General features: G+C 57.3%; 16 protein-coding genes and 1 pseudogene. 10 read left to right on the forward strand and 7 right to left on the reverse strand.

Translation table 11 applies throughout. From position 1 onward, the window contains the following. Positions 1 to 23: 23 nt before the first annotated feature. The gene (locus DCC24_RS02880; protein ID WP_110098395.1) at positions 24 to 1,178 is read right to left on the reverse strand and encodes a M20 family metallopeptidase; all 1,155 of its coding nucleotides are present in this window, start codon (positions 1,176 to 1,178) and stop codon (positions 24 to 26) included. Between the two features lie 920 nt (positions 1,179 to 2,098). On the opposite strand from DCC24_RS02880, the gene chrA reads away from it, so the two are divergent. From chrA to DCC24_RS12275, 3 genes are all read left to right on the forward strand, one after another. Beyond that, positions 2,099 to 3,307 carry a chromate efflux transporter gene (chrA, locus tag DCC24_RS02890; protein WP_110098397.1) on the forward strand — a complete coding sequence of 403 codons (1,209 nt, stop codon included), beginning with the start codon at positions 2,099 to 2,101 and terminating at the stop codon, positions 3,305 to 3,307. A gap of 508 nt (positions 3,308 to 3,815) precedes the next feature. Next, a complete protein-coding gene (locus tag DCC24_RS12270; protein ID WP_233491953.1) occupies positions 3,816 to 4,247 on the forward strand; it encodes a hypothetical protein in 432 nt (143 codons plus the stop codon). Next, positions 4,183 to 5,016 carry a transposase family protein gene (locus tag DCC24_RS12275; protein WP_233491954.1) on the forward strand — a complete coding sequence of 278 codons (834 nt, stop codon included), beginning with the start codon at positions 4,183 to 4,185 and terminating at the stop codon, positions 5,014 to 5,016. The genes DCC24_RS12270 and DCC24_RS12275 overlap by 65 nt, the downstream gene beginning before the upstream one ends. A gap of 267 nt (positions 5,017 to 5,283) precedes the next feature. Here the strand turns inward: DCC24_RS12275 and DCC24_RS02905 are convergent, their stop codons facing one another. Next, positions 5,284 to 6,072 (reverse strand): hypothetical protein, encoded by a 789-nt coding sequence (locus DCC24_RS02905; protein ID WP_233242895.1) that lies wholly within the window; start codon positions 6,070 to 6,072, stop codon positions 5,284 to 5,286. A 67-nt stretch (positions 6,073 to 6,139) separates the two neighbouring features. On the opposite strand from DCC24_RS02905, the gene DCC24_RS02910 reads away from it, so the two are divergent. Further along, positions 6,140 to 6,547: a hypothetical protein gene (locus DCC24_RS02910; RefSeq protein WP_110098399.1), complete on the forward strand. Its 408-nt coding sequence runs from the start codon at positions 6,140 to 6,142 to the stop codon at positions 6,545 to 6,547. On the opposite strand, the gene DCC24_RS12155 is transcribed toward DCC24_RS02910, so the two are convergent. Further along, on the reverse strand, positions 6,528 to 6,704 hold the full coding sequence (locus DCC24_RS12155; protein ID WP_014320299.1) for a hypothetical protein: 177 nt from the start codon (positions 6,702 to 6,704) through the stop codon (positions 6,528 to 6,530). The genes DCC24_RS02910 and DCC24_RS12155 overlap by 20 nt on opposite strands. Before the next feature lie 416 nt (positions 6,705 to 7,120). Here DCC24_RS12155 and DCC24_RS02915 point away from each other — a divergent pair. The 6 genes and pseudogenes from DCC24_RS02915 (at position 7,121) to DCC24_RS11945 (ending at position 13,188) form a co-directional block, all read left to right on the forward strand. Further along, positions 7,121 to 8,329, forward strand: a pseudogene (locus tag DCC24_RS02915) (IS110 family transposase). A 175-nt stretch (positions 8,330 to 8,504) separates the two neighbouring features. Then, positions 8,505 to 8,648: a hypothetical protein gene (locus DCC24_RS12020; protein WP_158524580.1), complete on the forward strand. Its 144-nt coding sequence runs from the start codon at positions 8,505 to 8,507 to the stop codon at positions 8,646 to 8,648. Between the two features lie 482 nt (positions 8,649 to 9,130). After that, positions 9,131 to 11,839 carry an FtsK/SpoIIIE domain-containing protein gene (locus DCC24_RS02920; protein WP_110098400.1) on the forward strand — a complete coding sequence of 903 codons (2,709 nt, stop codon included), beginning with the start codon at positions 9,131 to 9,133 and terminating at the stop codon, positions 11,837 to 11,839. After that, positions 11,839 to 12,336: a hypothetical protein gene (locus DCC24_RS02925; RefSeq protein ID WP_110098401.1), complete on the forward strand. Its 498-nt coding sequence runs from the start codon at positions 11,839 to 11,841 to the stop codon at positions 12,334 to 12,336. Before DCC24_RS02920 ends, DCC24_RS02925 begins: the two co-directional genes overlap by 1 nt. Positions 12,337 to 12,338: 2 nt before the next feature. Beyond that, positions 12,339 to 12,599 carry a hypothetical protein gene (locus DCC24_RS02930; RefSeq protein ID WP_110098402.1) on the forward strand — a complete coding sequence of 87 codons (261 nt, stop codon included), beginning with the start codon at positions 12,339 to 12,341 and terminating at the stop codon, positions 12,597 to 12,599. Positions 12,600 to 12,948: 349 nt separating this feature from the next. Next, complete coding sequence (locus DCC24_RS11945) at positions 12,949 to 13,188, forward strand: hypothetical protein (RefSeq protein ID WP_146206259.1); 240 nt, start codon at positions 12,949 to 12,951, stop codon at positions 13,186 to 13,188. Between the two features lie 105 nt (positions 13,189 to 13,293). Here DCC24_RS11945 and DCC24_RS02935 read toward each other — a convergent pair whose 3' ends face one another. Genes DCC24_RS02935 through DCC24_RS02950 form a run of 4 tightly spaced genes read right to left on the reverse strand, consistent with a single transcriptional unit; the run spans position 13,294 to position 18,486 of the window. Continuing rightward, entirely contained in the window at positions 13,294 to 14,160 is an 867-nt protein-coding gene (locus tag DCC24_RS02935) for a GIY-YIG nuclease family protein (RefSeq protein ID WP_110098403.1), read from the reverse strand. A 48-nt stretch (positions 14,161 to 14,208) separates the two neighbouring features. Then, a complete protein-coding gene (gene holA, locus DCC24_RS02940; protein ID WP_110098404.1) occupies positions 14,209 to 15,201 on the reverse strand; it encodes a DNA polymerase III subunit delta in 993 nt (330 codons plus the stop codon). 5 nt (positions 15,202 to 15,206) lie between these two features. Continuing rightward, positions 15,207 to 17,756 carry a ComEC/Rec2 family competence protein gene (locus DCC24_RS02945; protein ID WP_110098405.1) on the reverse strand — a complete coding sequence of 850 codons (2,550 nt, stop codon included), beginning with the start codon at positions 17,754 to 17,756 and terminating at the stop codon, positions 15,207 to 15,209. Next, on the reverse strand, positions 17,737 to 18,486 hold the full coding sequence (locus DCC24_RS02950; protein WP_110098406.1) for a ComEA family DNA-binding protein: 750 nt from the start codon (positions 18,484 to 18,486) through the stop codon (positions 17,737 to 17,739). Before DCC24_RS02950 ends, DCC24_RS02945 begins: the two co-directional genes overlap by 20 nt. Between the last annotated feature and the right edge of the window lie 70 nt (positions 18,487 to 18,556).

Consider the following 18,556-nt stretch of genomic DNA (forward strand, 5'->3'; position numbering starts at 1 on the left):
GACACCTCATAAATTTTGTCAGCCTATTCCGTGTCACGTATCTCAAGCTGGGTAGCAACCATGGCAGCCAAGAGCGCTGTTCGTGGCGCAATATACTCCACCAGAGCGTGCTCGTGATCAGCGTGTGCTCCTGCACCGCACGCCCCCATTCCGTCCAAGGTGGGAATCCCTTGGGCCGCGGTAAAGTTGCCATCAGAGGCTCCTCCCACACCGACTCCCTCGAATGGCTCTATGCCCAACGTCTCCGCAATCGTCTGAGCTTGGGTTAGAAGATCGGCGCCGGTGCTACGCTCCATTGGCGGACGATTGACGCCACCTAGAACTGTCACCGTTGCCCCAGGAAGCGGAGACACGAGCTGGCGCATTTCGGCATCGACACGATCTTGCTCTTCTCGGGTCGGGGTCCGGACATCAACGGTGACTTGAGCAGAAGCGGGGACGGTGTTGGGCGTGGTTCCGGCCTTGATAACGGTTGGTGTGACTGTAGTCCCCTGGTCAGGATCACTCATGCCGGCAATCTTCGGCACCAGCAGAGCCAAAGCAAGACCCGCATTGATGCCCTGCTCAGGTTCAAGACCCGCGTGAGCGGCTCGCCCTTTAACGGCAACGACATAATCCGATGTGCCTTTACGAGCAATCTTCAGCGACGTCTCAAAAGCGCCTTCGGTAACGAAAACTGCCGTCGCATTCTGGCTCTCTGAGAGAATGAGCTCCTGCGATGTTGTCGAACCCACTTCTTCATCTCCTGTCACCAGAATGCAGAGACCATCGAGATCCACTCCCAATTCCTGCAACATGGCTGTGGCATGAACGGCCATGACCACGCCGGTTTGCATGTCAAGAGAGCCAGGGCCTCGAAGCTTGGAACCATCATTGCTAAAGGGAATGCGTTCCAGGGTCCCCAGGGGCCACACCGTATCTTGGTGAGTCAGGATGACGACTTTCGGGTTGCCTGCTCCGAAACGTAGACGCAGGTGCGTAACACCATCGACCTGGAGGATTTCCACGGTGGCACCCAACCGTTGAGAAATAACCTCAGAAACAGCTTCAGCACCACGAGCCACAGCTTCCAGGTCCGAGGAAAAAGACTCGACCTCTACCAACTTCTGAATATCACGGAGCATGTCCGCGAGCCGCGATGACGCGGATTCAACGAGGGAAGGTGAAATAATTGACATAGGCAAAACAATACCGAAGATTCTCTCACGAACGCCCCCTGCTTTCTCTCCGCTCCAAAAACCTTCGGGCGCTTCCGCAGTAGCTCGCCGAACAGCAACATAAACCCGGCTTCAGGTGGAAACAACGACTTTCCCGAGAAGTTCTGGTGCAGTGGAATCAACCGGGCAACCGCGAAACCGCGTGGACTGCTATCCATCAGAGACCACAGGCCGTGGAAAGGCCCGGCACTCTTGATTCAAACACCTCATTCCGAAAAGGAGTCTTCCGCCATTTCCGCGATCAGCTCCCAAGGCAGGTGCTCCCTCACGTATCCGCGGCGACCGCGACAAGGCCTGATCAACACGTCGTGGGCAGCTTGTTGGACAAGGTCAGCATCAGCTCCAAGTGCTTCCGCAATCCATACGAGTCCCTCAGCGCTCTGGCGACGGTTATAAGTCTTCGTTGCTGAAAGATCCGTTCTTCGCCTAACGTACGCGCCGAAACCGGTCGTTGCTTGGGAAGCGAACCACTCAGTCATATGCTCTCGTTGCAAGGTCCACCAACTGCCTGTCCTCTGGCGATTGGTTTGCTCAAAAGAATCTGATATCGGGAGGGGCTCAGGTAACCGAGCTAGTAGCACTGCAAATTCTCGCACGTCAAAATCGATGTCTTCCAGAGACTCTCTCTCGATACTCGAACATCAACCATTCACATAGTCTGCTGGTGTGTTCTGATGAAATTCGGGAAATAGACTAAATAGTGTGCACCGTTGCTCTGCCCGGCGACACCGCCCTGGGGAACCGTGACGACTCGGGACAGCCACATGGATTTCCCGCACCGATTTGTCGAAGTTCTCATCTAAAATGAACGAGGGCCAACCACATGAATCGGATGCGGTCCACGACAACAGGGGCAGGTATTTCAAGGGGTCAAGACCAGCATGACGAAGACTAAGCCGTGGGAAGTCTTTCATGTCTTCCTCAGACTAGGACTCACCTCTTTTGGCGGACCTATTGCTCACCTTGGATATTTCCGAAATGAGCTAGTGTCTCGCCGGCGGTGGATCAGTGAAGAGCACTACGGACAGCTGGTCGGGCTCTGTCAGTTCTTACCCGGCCCTGCCTCAAGCCAGGTAGGTTTCGCTTTGGGATTCATCCGAGGTGGCTACCTGGGAGCGGTAGCAGCCTGGACGGCGTTTACCCTGCCCTCGGCACTATTGCTCGTGTTATTCGCCATCGGCGCCGTGAATTTGGATGGTGCGATCGCAGAAGGTCTCGTCATCGGCCTGAAGGCGGTGGCCGTTGCTGTGGTCGCACACGCTGTGTGGGGCATGGCAAAATCCTTAACACCTGACCTGCGGCGCATTCTCATCGGGATCGTTGCCGTCGCCCTCGTCTTAATCCTCCCCTCGAATATCGGTCAAATCGGCGCCATCATGGCCGGAATCATTGCCGGCGTCATCTGGTGCCGTCACCTGGTTCAGACACAGCCTGCCCCACTCAGCGTGGAAATCTCCAAATACGTGGGCATCATCAGCGTTGTACTCTTTGCGGTCTTGCTGTTCGGCTTACCAATCATCACTGCCCTCTGGGACGACCCCTGGGTGAGCTTGACGGACGCGTTCTACCGTGCCGGTGCCCTGGTCTTCGGTGGCGGCCATGTCGTCTTACCCCTACTCCAAGCCGAGCCTGCGGTCACAGAAGCAGTCAGTCAAGATCAATTCTTGGCCGGTTACGGTGCGGCCCAGGCGGTACCTGGACCGTTGTTCACGTTCGCAGCATTCCTCGGGTTCGAGATGGGATCCGGTGGGAGCGCATGGCTGAGTGCAGCCCTGGCACTGGTCTCCGTCTTCCTTCCAGGTATTCTGCTTCTGTTGGCTACCCTGCCATTTTGGTCCAAGATTCAGCAGAACCAGGTGGCCCGTTCTGCCGTTCTCGGGGCCAATGCTGCCGTTGTCGGCATCATGACAGCCGCGCTGATCACTCCCATCATCACCGAAGGGATTACCGGATATGCCACACTGATCATCGCCGTGGGGTGTTTCGCCTTACTACTGTTCGCCAAAGTCCCAGCATGGTCGGTGGTGCTCATCGGTGGATTGGTTGGTGTGGTAGCTTCGGTGACCGATGTGGGGCTGACCTGGGTCTAATTGCGACCCCCGTTATCGCGGTATGGGCTGTGAGACGGGGAAGCAAACTAGTGCCAGTTTTTGGACCTCGGGGTGTTGCGAATGGTGACGTGGTGCATGGCCTCCGGACCAATCGATTCAAAGTGCACTACATACGGCAGTCTGTGACGACTGCTTGATTGCTCTCGTCAACAGGTGGTCTAGTGTCTGACGTTATTGACCGAAATGGTATCCGTACACGTCTGCAGAAAATGGCTGTTTTCTGGCGGGATCGAATCAACCAATGGCGTGCAGAGGGCACCGAGTCAGGAACACAGAAACGCTATGCCCAGCAATTCTGGTCAGACCTGATGAAGTGTTTCACTTCTTTTGGTCCGGTGTGGTGATCGGTAAGGCAAAAGCCCGACGAGACTCATAGAAAGCCCCCAGGTAGTAAGGGGTCGTGCCTCACAGAAAAATCCCCGCGAAATCCTTCTCCCGGGCCACCAGGCACGACGACGATGGGGTCATGGTCGACAAGGACGTATCTATGAGCAGCCGAATCGAGATCACGAAGAACTACGCCACCGCCTACACGCAAGCGCCGAAGAAACCTAAAGCCGCGATCCTCGATACCGTCACCGAACTCACCGGGTGGAACCGCGACCACGCCCGCCAGCAACTCACCCACCGTACCCGGCAACCCAAAGGACGCGCGACAGCCACAGTCGCGGTCATCGACAGGCCGAAGACGAAGGCCCGCAAATACTCCTACGACGCGGTCAAGATCTTGCCATACGTGTGCTCGATCGCCGGCGGCATCTGCGGTAAGTACCTCGCCGCAGCCATGAAAGGCCTACTGGACTGCCTCGAAGCCCACCCACCTGATCCCGGGCAAAGGCCGCTACAACCACAGCGTGCGTGCCAAGCTGTTGGCGATGAGTCCGGCGACCATCAACCGGTACCTCAAACCAGTCCGTGACAAGGACCCCCTGCCTGGGAAGTCAGCGACGAAGCCCGGGAGCCTACTGCGTAACTCCATCACCGTGCCCAAGGCCGGTGACGAACTCGACGACGAACCCGGCTTCTTCGAAATCGATACCGTCGCCCACTGCGGCCCGACTCTCAACGGCGAGTTCGCCCGCTGCGTGAACGACACCGACATGCACACCGGGTGGGTCTATACCCACCCGATGAAGAACAACGCCTCGACCCACGTCGTCGATGCCTGCACACAACTCGTCAATACTGTGCCCTACCTGGTGACCGGACTCGACTTCGACAACGGGTCCGAGTTCATCAACCACAACCTCATCGACTGGGCCGCTGACCGCAAGATCTTCTTCACCCGGGCACGCCCGGATACGAAGAACGATCAGGCCACCATCGAATCGAAGAACAACCACTTCATGCGCCGGTACGGGTTCTCCTACCGCTACGACACCGCGACCGAGCTACAGCTCCTGCAACGCCTGTGGCCGTTGGTCAACGACCGCCTGAACTTCTTCACTCCGAGGAAGAAACCGACCGGGTATTCCACCGATCGTGTCGGCCGGCCGCAAACGCGTCTACGACTCTGCCAAGACACCGTATCAACGATTGCTGGATTCCGGGATCCTCAACGCCCAGCAGAAACAAGAGCTTCAGAAGTACCGGGCAGGTCTGGATCCGGTCGGCCTGGCTGCCGAGAAAATCGACCAGATCCAGCAACGGTTGATCAAGCTCGCTGCGGGCAAGACTGCGAGGCTTGAACGCCAGATCGAGAAAACTCAGGCCCAACCGGACCCCGCGGGCATCAAGGTCCACCACACCCGGGCCGGCTGAGACCCCGGTTAGCGGGGAAAATATGTGTGAGGCACGACCTGCAATTCCCGGGGATCTTGACATGAGGCACTCCGGGGTCCCTTGATCGCTAGGTCAGTCTTCTCCGGTGTCGTCTGGGTCTGGTGGCGGGCGGCCCGGTAGCAGACTCTCCACGGTGGCCCATTTGTCTGCTTCGGCAGCTTCGAGCACTACGGCTAAGAGTTCCGGGTCTGATCTGCGCAGGCGGTCGTATCCACGGCCTTCGGCCAGCCACCGGGCCGGGGCTGACTCGGTATCGTCGATGATGTCCTCATCGGTCTTGTCGTTGACGTCGAACCTGTCTTTGAGTCCCCGGCTCCAGGTGATCGCCCGCCGGCCCTTGGTTCCTGCAACGTACTCACCCCATAGCCGGCGGCGTTACCCCGGCCGATGCTTGCGATCGCCTTGCCGATGCCCTTGACACCGGCGATGATCGCCTCGGCGGCCAGATTCGCTTTGAGCACGTCCCCAAAGACGCGGGTCTTATCCCCGGTGTCGTCCATCTCGTCACCGAGATCATCGACTGCGTCCTCCAAGTGCCCGGCGTCCTTGGCAGCGTCTTTCGCGTCATCGCCTGCCCCGTCGGTCTCGTCACCGAACTCGCCGAGCGCATCGTTGTTGGCCTTGAGTTCTTTTTCTAGCTCGTTGAGCTCAGCTCCGGCGTTGTTGAGCTGGATCTGCCAGTTCTTCGTGCGCGAATCGTTCTCCCCGAACGACTCGGCCGAGTTCTCCAGCGCGGCCTTGAGTGTTTCGATCTTGGCCTTTTGGGTCTCGATGTCTTTAGCCAGCACCTGGTTACGAGCCGTGAGCGCATCCGCACTGGTGGCGTTCTTCCCGAACTGGGAAGCCACCAGTTTCATCTCCGAGCCCAGCACCCGCATTTCACGGTTGATGTCGGTGATGGCCCGCTTGAACTCGCGTTCACCTTCCAGACCGATCTTGAGACCAAACGAGCTATCAGCCACGGTGAAGGTCACCTCCTCGAACTAGAATTAGGTAGTGGGAATCGTCCGCGATGCGAGGGAGCACAACGTGAGTGACACCGATATTGATGTGCGCCGGTTCGCGAAACTGCTTGCAAAGCTGGATGCGCATTTGCCGATTTCTGATGCTATGGAACAAGCCGATCCACAAAAGAATGGGCGCTGGTGGTCCTCGCAGCGTGAACACATGGCGGAGTGGTTCGCATCGCAAGCGACGACCGGCAGCGGAGCGTTCATGCGGAAAGAACCGAATGTGTCGGCGAAAACGACCTATAACCGGCTTCAACACCCCGAAGGGCTGGTCTGGATTGCTGAGGCGCTCGGAGCCGATACCGATCTGGTCCAGCGTGTGGCTGACGAAGCGTTGACGATTCCCAGACGTTCCCGCAGTGCATTTGTTCGCTCGCACCTACCGTGGGAAATGATCGCGCAGCTGGCTAAATCCCGGCTGGGATGATGTCGTCGATGAACCACACCCGTGCTGGTTTCGCTCGTCCTGTCTCGATCCGCCAGCAGTCCACCAGGTCCAGGAGCTCGCCGAAGACCATCAGGCCCACCTCGTCTTGTCTCAGGCCGAGGTGGGCTAAACCGATGTAGGTCAGGCGGGTGAACACTGCCTGGTCGGATTCGACTATCCGTCCGCTGAAGCATCGTGCGAGGGATGAGATGGGTGACTCCGGTCCAATTTCGCAGGGTCGCTTTCTTCCGCCCGTTGGCCGTGCCAATCATGAGGAAAAGTTGTATTGTTCTGACCACCACTGGTGTCTATCTCTCCCCGTTACATTTATTTATAGGTCCTTCTAGGGTATTTCTTAGGTCTATCTAAGGAGCTGGTCGCTGGCTCTGGTATGGCTGTGTTGCCCTGTCATTTCATGGTCCGGGGGGTGTTGCCGCCAGAGGTCCAGGACGCGCGTTGACTTCTCATAGGGATGCGGCCCAAGCAGTGTGTTGAGGTCTGTTCGTCACGTGGGTGCAAGCATCGGGTGTCATGATCACAGCGGCCTTGCTACCAGCAGTGAGCAAGACTGCCATGACAACAACCGACGATGTGATCCTGGGGCTAGACGTTGGTAAAAGCGCACATGACGGATGCGCCCTGACAACCACCGGCGAGAAACTCTACGACCGGGAATTACCGCAAGACGAAACCGCATTGCAAGACGTCATCGTTCAGCTCCAAAGGCACGATTCAGTGCTGGTGGTGGTCGATCAGCCTAACACCATTGGTGCCTTACCGATCGCGGTGGCCCGAGACTGTGACGCCACCGTGGCATACTTGCCGGTCTTGGCGATGCGCAAGGCCGCTGATCTGTATCCCGGCCGGCCCAAAACTGATGCCCGGGACGCGTTCATCATTGCTGATACTGCCAGAACCATGCCCCATACGCTACGAGCCGTGGATCGGGAATCTGATCTGTTCTCGGCGTTGAAAGTCCTGGCTGGGTTTGATGATGACCTGGCTCGGGAATGTACCCCAGCCATCAACCGACTACGATCCTTGCTGGTGCACATTTACCCGTCACTGGAACGAGTCTTCACCGGCACCGTCCTCACACGGCCCATGGTCCTGGAGTTGTAGATTCGGTATCACGGACCCCACGGCCTGCAGGCTGCTGACAAATCTGGGGTAAAACGCTGGGCGAAAAATCAGGCCCGCAAAGACCCCTCCGCGTTGATCGACCAGATCTTCGCGGCCCTAGCCGAGCAAACGGTCACCGTGCCTGGAACAGCTACCGTGGAACTGATCATCCCCAGGATGGCCGCCCAGATCAAAGAACTCAAAGCTCAACGCGCTCTGGTGGCCACCGAGGTGGAAACGATGGTCGATGCTCACCCTCTTACCCAGGTCTTGATTTCTATGCCAGGAGTCGGAATCAAGACCGCCGCCACGATCCTGCTCACTGCAGCAGACTTCAGCTCCTTCCCCACCCCAGATCACCTGGCCACCTACGCCGGCATTACTCCCGTAACGCGTCGCTCTGAGACCTCGATCCGAGGTGAGTCCCCGGCCCGCTCTAGCAATAAACAACTCAACAACGCCTTATTCCGATCCGCATGGATGGCCTCCTGCCACGACCCGGTATCAAAAGCCCACTACAACAAGAAACGCGCAGAAGGCAAGAAACATAACGCCGCAGTGATCTGTCTGACACGCCGCCGCCTCAACGTCATGTTCGCCTTGGTCCGAGATAGCAACTTCTATCACGCTACCCCAAACAAAGTTCCCCAAGCAGCTTGACTTAAAGCACAGGGGACACCCCCCATTTTCCAACTTCGGTATCCCGCGTTTTCGTGTGGGGTATTTCCTCCTGTACAAGATCTGCTGGATGTGTTTTCCAGCACAGATGCCTGATAGTTAATGTAACATCGGTTACATCACGGCACGAGAACCACCGCTTGTAGAAAGGTCCGCGTTGACAATTCCCAAGAGTTCGCCGAAACGACTGGATCCGTCGACTGCCGCCGAGATGCTGTCCATTCCGCACGATGCTTCGCCGAGTGTCATCGATCAAGCTACCGATCGAACCGTCGAACTTATTTCCGCCGAGGGGCGATAGTCTCAACAACATCATGTTCGTGATGCTCGCCGAACTCTAACTGACCCCGAGTGGGCAGCCCGCGAACGAGTAACTCTCGGTTACGCCGGGTTCGCCGCGCTCCTGCTCACAGAGGTCGCCGCTTTTGTATGCGCATTTCAGCTCATCACCGACTGGGACGCTTTTTTATCTATAATCCCCGAGGACGTCACCCCACCGGAGAACATGGTTTTCGCACCACTGATTCTCAACATCCTCTGGTTTGCAGCCATCATTTGGAGACCTTTGTCTCCACTAGGTGGCCGGAACCAAGCAAGAAAGCTATTCTGGAGCGCTCTTGGCCTAGCACTCGTGGCAGACTTGGTGGTTGCAACCTCCGTTGTCTTCTCAGACGTCGATACACCGTATGCGTTCTCACCATTTATCACCATCGTGATCGCGCTCGTGCTGTGCACCACACTTGACTTGCTCGCCAAGAACCGAGAAGAGAAAGGTGGATTCCCGTGAATATCACAACACGCATCGCTCATCTTCGACAATCCATCGGTTCACTGGCAGGACAAGCTCACGTTGCCCAAACAGATGCTGAAAAGCGAATCTCCGCAAATCGTGCTGAAGCCAGCGAACAGCTCCAGCACGCAATCCAAGACGCCGAGGCCGTCTATCGATCAGGTGAAATTTCTGCCACAGCTTCCCGCGAGAACGCGGTCGCACGATTACTCAGCGAACTACGAAAAGCAGACCCATCGTCCCGTGTTCGAGACATTCCTGAGAATGGAGGAGTCCGTGCCCCAAATCGCCTTACTCGGGTTGGGACCATTCACGGACAACGGGGGGATGAGGCCCCGCTCAGCATTCCTTTGATCGATAGTTCAGGGGTCGTTATCAGTTCAACCCAGCAGACACGCGAACTCGCCCTACAGCTAGTACGGTCTGTGGTCGCCGATGTCGTCTCCCAAATACCCGCCCTACACCTGCGGCTGAGTCTCTTCGACCCCAATGTCAGTAGTGAACTCGCCGATTTCGGACCCCTCAAAGACGCACGACCGCAAACCGCACCGAAGCCTATGTCAGAAGTGCACGAACTACGCCAGCGTTTGGGCGAGATCTTTGCGCACGTACAAGAAACGGCGTCCATGCTCAAACAAGTACAGTCCCCATCGTTGTCTGAGTATTGGAAAACACTCGATACCCCTGAAGGCGAATACCACGTGCTGGTTTTGCTCGACTATCCAGCGGGACTCGATAAAGAAGGAGCACAGCGACTGGCCAAGTTCAGTCACGTTGCGAATAAGGGAGCGTTCCTCATTGTCTTGCGCACGCTGGACCACGATATGGACGAAGATCTCGTTACCGCCGATGAGAAGATCCTTTCCGGCTGTGAACACGTTATTGTCCATCCACATTCGATAGAGATTGCCGGATACCCTCCCTCTGACCGATTTCAGACTCACATTTCCTACGACTCGACGGCTGTACGAGATGTCGTGAAGGACGCTGTTAGAACCGCCCGGGAGGCAAAAGGTCCGGTCATTCCGCTTCAGTCGGTGCTCCGGGATAGTGATGTCGAATTCTGGCAGTCGAGTGCTATAGACGGTCTCGAAACCGTCATTGGCAGATATCAAAAAGAGCCACTGATCGTGCGACTGCGTGGCGCATCGCCGCCGATCGCTAATATGCTGATCGGTGGTGCTGTCGGGCAGGGCAAGTCCAATCTCCTGCTTAATATCGTCTACGGATTGGCCTACGCGTACCCGCCTGAGGAGCTCGAACTCTATCTGTTGGATTTCAAGGAAGGTCTTGAGTTCAAGAAGTTCGGTCCCGACAAGAATGGGGAAAACTGGCTACCCCATGCCTCTCTCCTGGGCCTCCACACGCGTCAGGAAGATGGACTTATAGCGTTGCGTAACATCCAGCAACGGGTCGAGAAGCGAAAAAGACTCTTCCAAAACGCCGGAGCTGAAGACTACGAAACCTACCGCCGTATGGGCCATGAGATTCCCCGATTGGTCGTCGTTATCGACGAGTTCCAAGTACCGTTCTCGGGGAATAACGCTCAGTCCGAAGAAGCTGTCACACTCATCGAGCAGTTGTCCAGGCAAAGTCGTGCCACAGGCACACATCTTATTTTGGCCTCGCAAGCTCTGTCCGGAATCGAGGCACTTCACAGCAAACGGGATTCGGTTTTGGGACAGTTTCACGCGCGCCTATCGTTGAAGAATAACGCGAGCGAATCTGAGATGTTCTTCTCTCACGAAAACAGAGCTGCCGCGGACTTAACCTATCGTGGCGAAGTCATACTCAACGAGAATATCGGCGAAGATGTCGATAAAAATAAACGGGGAATATGTGCCCTCGCCGACCGATCGTTCATAGCATCTCTTCAGACCCATATGTGGGAGCAGTCTGCTGGAGGAATACGCCGTTATCCGTTTAGGTTCACCCCTGACAGTTACATGCCGTTCAGCGCACACGGCAAGTTGGACCTTGAAACCGACGATCCCGAAGATATCGTTCTCGACCTGGGCCGCCAGCTTAGCGTCGAGGAGCAGTCGGCGACCTACACGATGAACGATGATGTTAATCAAGCATTGGCTGTTGTTGGAGCCAGCGGTGGTGAAACCGCTGGCATCTTGGCGGCCGCGGTCCGATCTCTCTATCTCGCGCGCCCCCAGGAACAAATCTTCGTGGTCAACGTTGATTCTGCAACCCGCCCTGCCTGGCTCGACGGTCTCGAAGCCCGTGAGCCCGCACTCGCTCGTCAGCTCAGGTACATCGCACGGGAGCAGGCCAGCGAATTTGTTGCGGACTCACTACCAACGATGCGCGATGCATCCATCATCATGCTCGGTCTGCAGAAGATTCGTGGTCTTAGCGACCGCCTGAACTCAGATCCGGATAGTTTTACGCGACTCGATCCTTCTGACTTCCTCGCAGAGCAGATTGGCGACACACCAAGCACCAATCTCCGGTTTGTTCTTCGTTTCGGGAGCATTGAGTCGGTCAAGTCGGTTTTCGGGTATCGCGGTAATGTCATCGGCTGCTATGCGCTCGTCAACCAAGACAAAAACACGCTGCTCGACGTCACACAAGAATATAACTTCCCAATACCGACTGACTCACCACGTTTCGTGTTGCACTCTCGGGGCACCGGAGGATCGACGTTGACTGCCGTGCCCTATGAAGCCCCCTTGCTGAAGGAGACGAATTGATGAACGGTGGATCACTGACGAACGCAGAAGCCGTCGCCCGTTACCGGACGCTGGTTGAGAATTTACTGAAGGAAGATTCATCCTTTGAACGCCAGATCTCCGGGCATGACAAGACACGAACGTCCTCGATCCACACGGCGCAACACGAGCATGATTCCCAAATGCGGCGGCTCGAGGAAACCTCAGCCCGGGTGAAAAAGATGTGGCAGGACACTGTCGACTTCGCGGAAGGCACCGGATCCGAAGCGACCCCGCCACAAGACATTATTCGTTTCGAAGACAGTAATCGTATCGACAACGAGCGTGAGCGGTTAAGGCAGGAGTGGGAAATCGTCAGTCGAGATCACGCCCAGCTGGAGGCGATCCAACGTTTCGATGACGAAACCCGCAGTTCCCGCATCATAAACCGGGTTCTCTTGCTGATGGCAATTCTTACTCCCACGATCGGAGCTGTTGTCGTTCTGATCAGAGCCGCACTCATGTACTTAGGAGGATAGTGATGTCCGTTCTCGAAAATCTTCGTGGCCTGACTTTAGAGCTCTCCGCCGACACGCAACGTACCGGTGAGAGTCTCAGTGCCTATAGCCATGAATTCAACAAGCAACGAGTCCGCATTAACGATACGTTGCGTGGTAGCACTCAGCGGAAAGATCAGGAACTGATGGCCACCGTAGACGATGCGGAACGCCAAGTACGACAAGCGGTTCTTGCACTACAGAGAGCCAGCCGTGTCGCCCGCGATTATGCACATAATTTGTAAGGACCGTTTTAATGTACGCACAAGAAATTTCTCGACTCAAATCCGAGATTTCTGAGCTTCAGAACCTTAGGCATCGGATTTCATCCGCCAGTGGCCGTTGCGAAAGACTCATTGCCCGTCTCGAACCGATCGCCGAGAGAGCGCATCTTGCCACTGCGGGGAGTATTTCAGAACAGCATCACCATATGGTCGGCGCAGCGACAGAAGCACACCGGCAACTACGTTCTACTCGGGAACGACTCAGCGATTCGGCACACGCCGTCCTGTCGCAGGTGCACCGTCTCGAAGCTGAAATCTCGCGGCTTCGAAGATTGCAACAGGAGGCAGAACGCCACGAAACCTCAAGGAGATGATGATGACATCAGAAGTTGAACGTCTCATATTCGCTCTGGACGAGTTGGCTCGCGAAGCCGATTCCTTTGCACGGGAAAGCTGGGACTTGAGTCGAGACATCGGTGGTCTTTCGGGTTCTATGACAGATATTTCAAGTACCATCTCGCTAGAAACTAGTCACCGCGCGGCAAGAAACGCCCATGAAGAAGCTATCGCAATAGCCCGCGCGGCACGCTCCTATACTGACCGGCTCTGATACGAGGGATAACCTTTTGTCTGGATCACCCGGTGACGGAACGTGTCGCCGAAACTCTAAAATGAGTTCAGCAACGAGAACGCATCACCTGTGATTACTGAGCTTCTACAGCTCCCGTTCCTTTGCCTCAAGTTGTTTCAGAGTCAGCCCATCAGCGTTTTTCCACAGATCGAGACCATTAAGGCTACTGCCACCCACAAAGCATGCAGCAGTGGAAGGACTACCGAGTAGCAAATCCGATGTGAGGACATCATCCGAGCCGATATGGTCTCGGTACTTTTCTCGCAATTTTCGAATACCGCGCCTTTCGCCACTGGTGGTGATGTCATCATCGGGCCTCAACCTCGCACCTGCCAGCACGATGAATCCATCGCTAGCTTGCCGTCCTCGAGCTTCAGTTCCTGCGTAACTGAAGTACAGCGTTGGTTCATCAGCCGGTTCCTGCTCGACTGGATTGACCACGTTGTGGTCCTTGGACTCGTCAACCGGGTCAAACATCTTATATCCCAGTGCTGCGACGACTAGTTTAACGTTGGCTATGAATTCTCTAAGCTCGGCTTCTTTCTCTTCGGTCACGGTACCCGGCGACGGGTCATTGGCGTTGGTGACCCTGAATCGCCCAGCGTCCTTGGCCAAGGTAAAGAAGCTGTTTTCGAGAAAACTGATTTCGGTGGCCCCGAAGGAATCGTCCGAGGTCACAATGGCGATCGCGTGGGTCCAATAGTCCAAGCCGTCCTGACCAATATGCTCAAGAATCCGCCCGAGAACGCCCTTGCCGTTCTTTCGTTCTCTGGCTTGGCCGATATAGACCTTTGGGGTTTCGTCTTCGGTACCCACCAAGAAATACACGCCGGTTTGTTTCAGATCATCTCGAGATTTCGCCTCTTGAAGCATCGTGCGAGGGATGAGATGGGTGACTCCGGTCCAATTTCGTAGGGTCGCTTTCTTCCGGCCGTTGGCCGTGCCATCCATGAGGAAAAGTTGTATTGTTCTGCCCACCACTGGTGTCTATCTCTCCCCCTAGCGTCTGGTGCCCTGTGCCACCCGGATGATCATGCGTTCCACTGAATAGTCCGGGTCCCGGGCCAGGCCTTTAGCCTCGGCATCTGCCTGAGCAATCAGCTCGATGGCCTGAGCGATCCCCGGCGCGGTCCAGCGGCGGGTGGTTGCCGCAATTCGCTTGGCCTGCCAAGGCGCAACACCGAGGGTCTGTGCAATTTGTCCTTGCCCAATTCTGGCATCAATGATTCTGGCGATTTGGCGGGCCTTCATTGCCAGCGCTGCGGTAATGGCCACGGGCGAGACGCCGGTCAGCAGGGAATGCCGGAGCAGTCCGACGGCTTGAGCGATCTGGCCGTCTAAGGTGGCATCGGCGACTTTGAATGCGGTGGCCTGCACACGCCCGCCATAGTAGCGGTCGACGACCTGCTCGGTCACGGGGCCTTCCACGTCTGAGATCAGCTGGTCCACAGCTGAGGCCAATTCACCCATATCGGAACCGACCGCGTCCACCAAAGCGCGGATAGCTTCGGAGGCGACCTTTTTACGGTGGACTTTGAACTCTTGCGTGACAAACTCCAACTTGTCGCGGTCAGACTTGATGCTTTCGCACTCGACCACAGTGCCCGACTTCTTGAGGACGTCGAGAAGTTTCTTACCCCGGTTACCCCCGGTATGTCGCATCAGCAAAGTGACATCGTCGGCCGGGTCCTTTACGTATTGCAACGCCTCGGCGAGGAACGCATCGTTCATTTTCTGTAAGTCATCGACCTGGATCAATTTAGCTTGGCTAAACAGCGAAGGACTCGCCAACATGGTCAGTTGGCCCGGCTCGTAGTCAGCTGCGGAGAGTCGGTGGGTTTCCAGATCTGGTTCTTGCTCCCGTACGGTAGCCCGCACACGATCAGTCACCCGCATCGCGATGAAATCTTCCGGACCACGCAACAACATGATCGGTGCGGGTTCAACGGTCCGCCAGGAGGCGGTGGAGGCGCGTTTGGTACCAGCGGGCATGGTCTCTAGTCTAGTCGCGCAGTCGACGGGATTAGTGCGTTGTCTTCCACTTCCAAACCATAGTGACCATGTTCATCGGTTCTGAGCACTGAGCCGTAGGTTTCAATCGCCTCCACGATTTCATCAGCTGGATGTCCATAACTATTCTCCTCACCGACACCAATAAGACCCACACTCGGTTCAAGATGGTGAATGATCTCCGTTCCACCGTTGCGAGCGCCGTGGTGGCCGACCTTCAGGACATCGATGTGTTCTGGAACCTCATCCTCACGAATCAAACGTGCCATCGCGTCTTCTTCGAGGTCTCCTGTGGTGAGCACCGAGAGGCTGGTTCCGTCGTAGCTGATCTGCAGGTGCATGACGATGGACGCGTTGTTCTCGTTGGTGGCGTTGCGATCGGCCGCAATCACCTGCCAGTCGACCATGATTTCCTCATCGGCCACGTCTCCGGTGGTGTCACCCTGCATCCCGGGTTCGGCGTGGACGACCAGACTGTGATCTAGTGGCAGGCTGGCCGTCTCGTCTGCCGTGGAGTACAGCACCGACTCGATGGTGTCGGTTGCCTCAAGGACCCCATCTATTCCTCCGTAGTGGTCCTCGTGGTGGTGTGTAACCACCAGTAATTCCACGTGGTCAATGTCGTGTCGGTTCAGACAGGCGGCGGCTACGTCGTCTTCTGGGCCGGTGTCGATCACGATTGCGGAGTTCTCTGCAGTACGAATCAAGAACATGTCTCCCTGTCCGACATCGCACCCGAGTATGACCCAGTTTTCACCGACTCGTTGTTGTGGTGCCGGAACCAGGACGGCGATCTGAGCCATCAGCGCCACCAACACCACCACAACGCAGATCACCAGACCTTTCTGGCGCACCAGCCGGCTGGGAGAGATCGCGACGGCCAATCGTGTTGTGAGAGTGGGACGAGGGTAGCTGGTCACCGCCGGTGGGGTGCGACGTTGCCACCGCATCAGAACATATAGTCCGCACATCGCTCCGGCCAGGTGCAGGATAGTCACCACCCCTCCCAGGGCTCCTTCAGGCCAAGCAACCAGCGCTGCCGGCCAGGAAGACACCCACAAGGCAATAGCCCCAATTCCGGCTGCGGGCACAGCGATCACGCTCAGGATGAGTCCCGACACCCAGGGAAGGACCGGAATGAGGAACGCTGCCAGTGTTCCGGGAACCGTGATGAACGGGACCAGCGGAGCCGCCAGCAGGTTCGCCGGGACAGCAAAAAGGTTGACGTTACCGGTCATCGAAATGATGATGGGCTGACAGGCCAGCTGGGAGACCGTGGACACAGCCAGCGCCGCCGACACGAGGGTGGCCACCACATCGGGTACGACCCTAGCCCTCACCAGCAGAGCTTCTAGGGCCTGTTGTAGAGGTGCAGCGGCGATGACAATGGCCAATGTCGCTGCCAAGGACAGTTGGAACGCCGGGTGTTGGGCGAGCTGTGGTAAGAACACGAGGATGCCGATCACCGCACAACACAGCACCGGCAGGGCGTGTTTACCGCGTCCGAAGAAGATCACCCATGCTGAGATCGCACCCATCACCCCGGCGCGCACCACCGACGGTTCCCAGCCGACGATGTCGACGAAGATCACCAGGGTCCCTAACACTCCGGTCAACACCACAGCCGGTGGTGCCCGCAAAGAGCGCAGTGCTAATGTCACCGCACCGGCGATCAAGGAACAGTTAGCACCCGATACCGCGGATAGGTGGCTCAGACCGGCAGTTTTCATCGCCTCGTTGAGTTCATCGCTTTCTGCTGAGCGGTCTCCCAGAATGAGCCCGGGCAGAAGTTGCTCGGCGGTGCCGAACGTGTCGCGAGAGTGCTCGCGTAGCCCTGAGCGGATGATCTCTCGTCCAGTAATCCCGGTGCTGTCGTGGCTTGCTGGCCTCTGACAGTCTCCAGGTTGGGGCCCGGTATCGGCCGAGAAGAACACCGTACCCGATCCCTCAGCTGGCTGTGGCGTCCCAAACAGGCACAGGTGGTCACCGACGGCGACCGTGGCCCACCGCTCATCGTTGCTGGAAATCATCAACTCGGCCGGGTGGTCGATCTCGGTGAGCTCGGTACCGAATCGCTCGACACTGGCCTGCACGAACCAGCGAGTACCAAATTGTCCTGCCGAGGACGTCGGGGTTTCCTCCACCTCGACGTGGACTCGGATCTGTTCTTGGGCTGCCACGGCCTCGGCCCACCCGGATTCTTCGGCCTGTAGCCGCTGGTGGAAGGCACTGGTGACCGGTGCCAGGGCCAGCCACAAGCCCAACGCCAGAACGGCTGTCAGGCGAGCCACCATCCCGGCGCGTCGGTGCGTACCCGTCCGGCGACGTGACCGAAAGAACAACCCGGTACAGATCAGTCCCAGCCCTAAGCACAGCAACGGGATCGCTCGGGCCTTCTCGACCGAGAGGCTCGGAATCCATAAACATCCCACCAGGCTGACTCCCACCGCCGGAAGCAGTCGGATATCGACCGGTAGCACCCGAGGCGGCTCGATACTGTGTCGGAGGTCGGGGGTTTCAGAAGCTGACGAGACCATCGAGCCGTTCCAACGTCGCCGGACCAATACCGGAGACTGCTTCTAAATCCGCCAGTGACCCAAACGGTCCGTGTTGGTCGCGGTGGTTGATGATCTTTTCCGCGGTCGCCGGCCCGACACCCGGCAAGCTCTCCAGTCCCGCCGCATCAGCCGTATTGACGTTGACCGCTTCCCCATCGGCTACTGGCTCTCCCCCACCACCGGTCGTGCTGGCACCACCCGATCCGGCCGGAGCCTGGTCCTGGCTGTGGTGATCCGGTACAAGAATCTGTTGGCCGTCCTGGACCGGGGCGGCCAGGTTGAGTCCTTCCAACACCGCATCCTCGGTGGGCCCGCCGGCAGCATCCAGCGCGTCGATGACCCGCTCCTCGGTGGTCAGTTCGTAGACCCCTGGGTTGGCGACCTCACCGACCACGTGGACCACCACGTGAGACTGGTCTGCACCGATATCTGCCCCGTTGTCCTGACTGTCGCTACCGTCCGCATCAGCAACCGCAGTGTCAGCCCCGGTTTCTTGGAGCTCGATGCGGTCTTCGACCTCCCCGGTGTCATCAGCTGATGCGGGCAGGTTGATGGACAGCCACCGGAACAGCCACCACGTTCCGGCGATGATCACACAGATCACCAGCGCGGAGACGGCAATGCGTGTCCGCCATAAGGGTGAGGAACTGTCCTGGGTGACTGCAGTGTCTGATCCCTCGGCTGGATGGTGATGCTGGTGTTGGCCCATGCTCCCAAGCTTGCCGACAGCAGGCCAGCTGATCAGCCCACGGCCACCAACTGTGGACAGTGGCCCTTTG

Origin of the sequence: Auritidibacter sp. NML100628, assembly GCF_003185985.1 — a bacterium.
Lineage (GTDB): Bacteria > Actinomycetota > Actinomycetes > Actinomycetales > Micrococcaceae > Auritidibacter > Auritidibacter ignavus.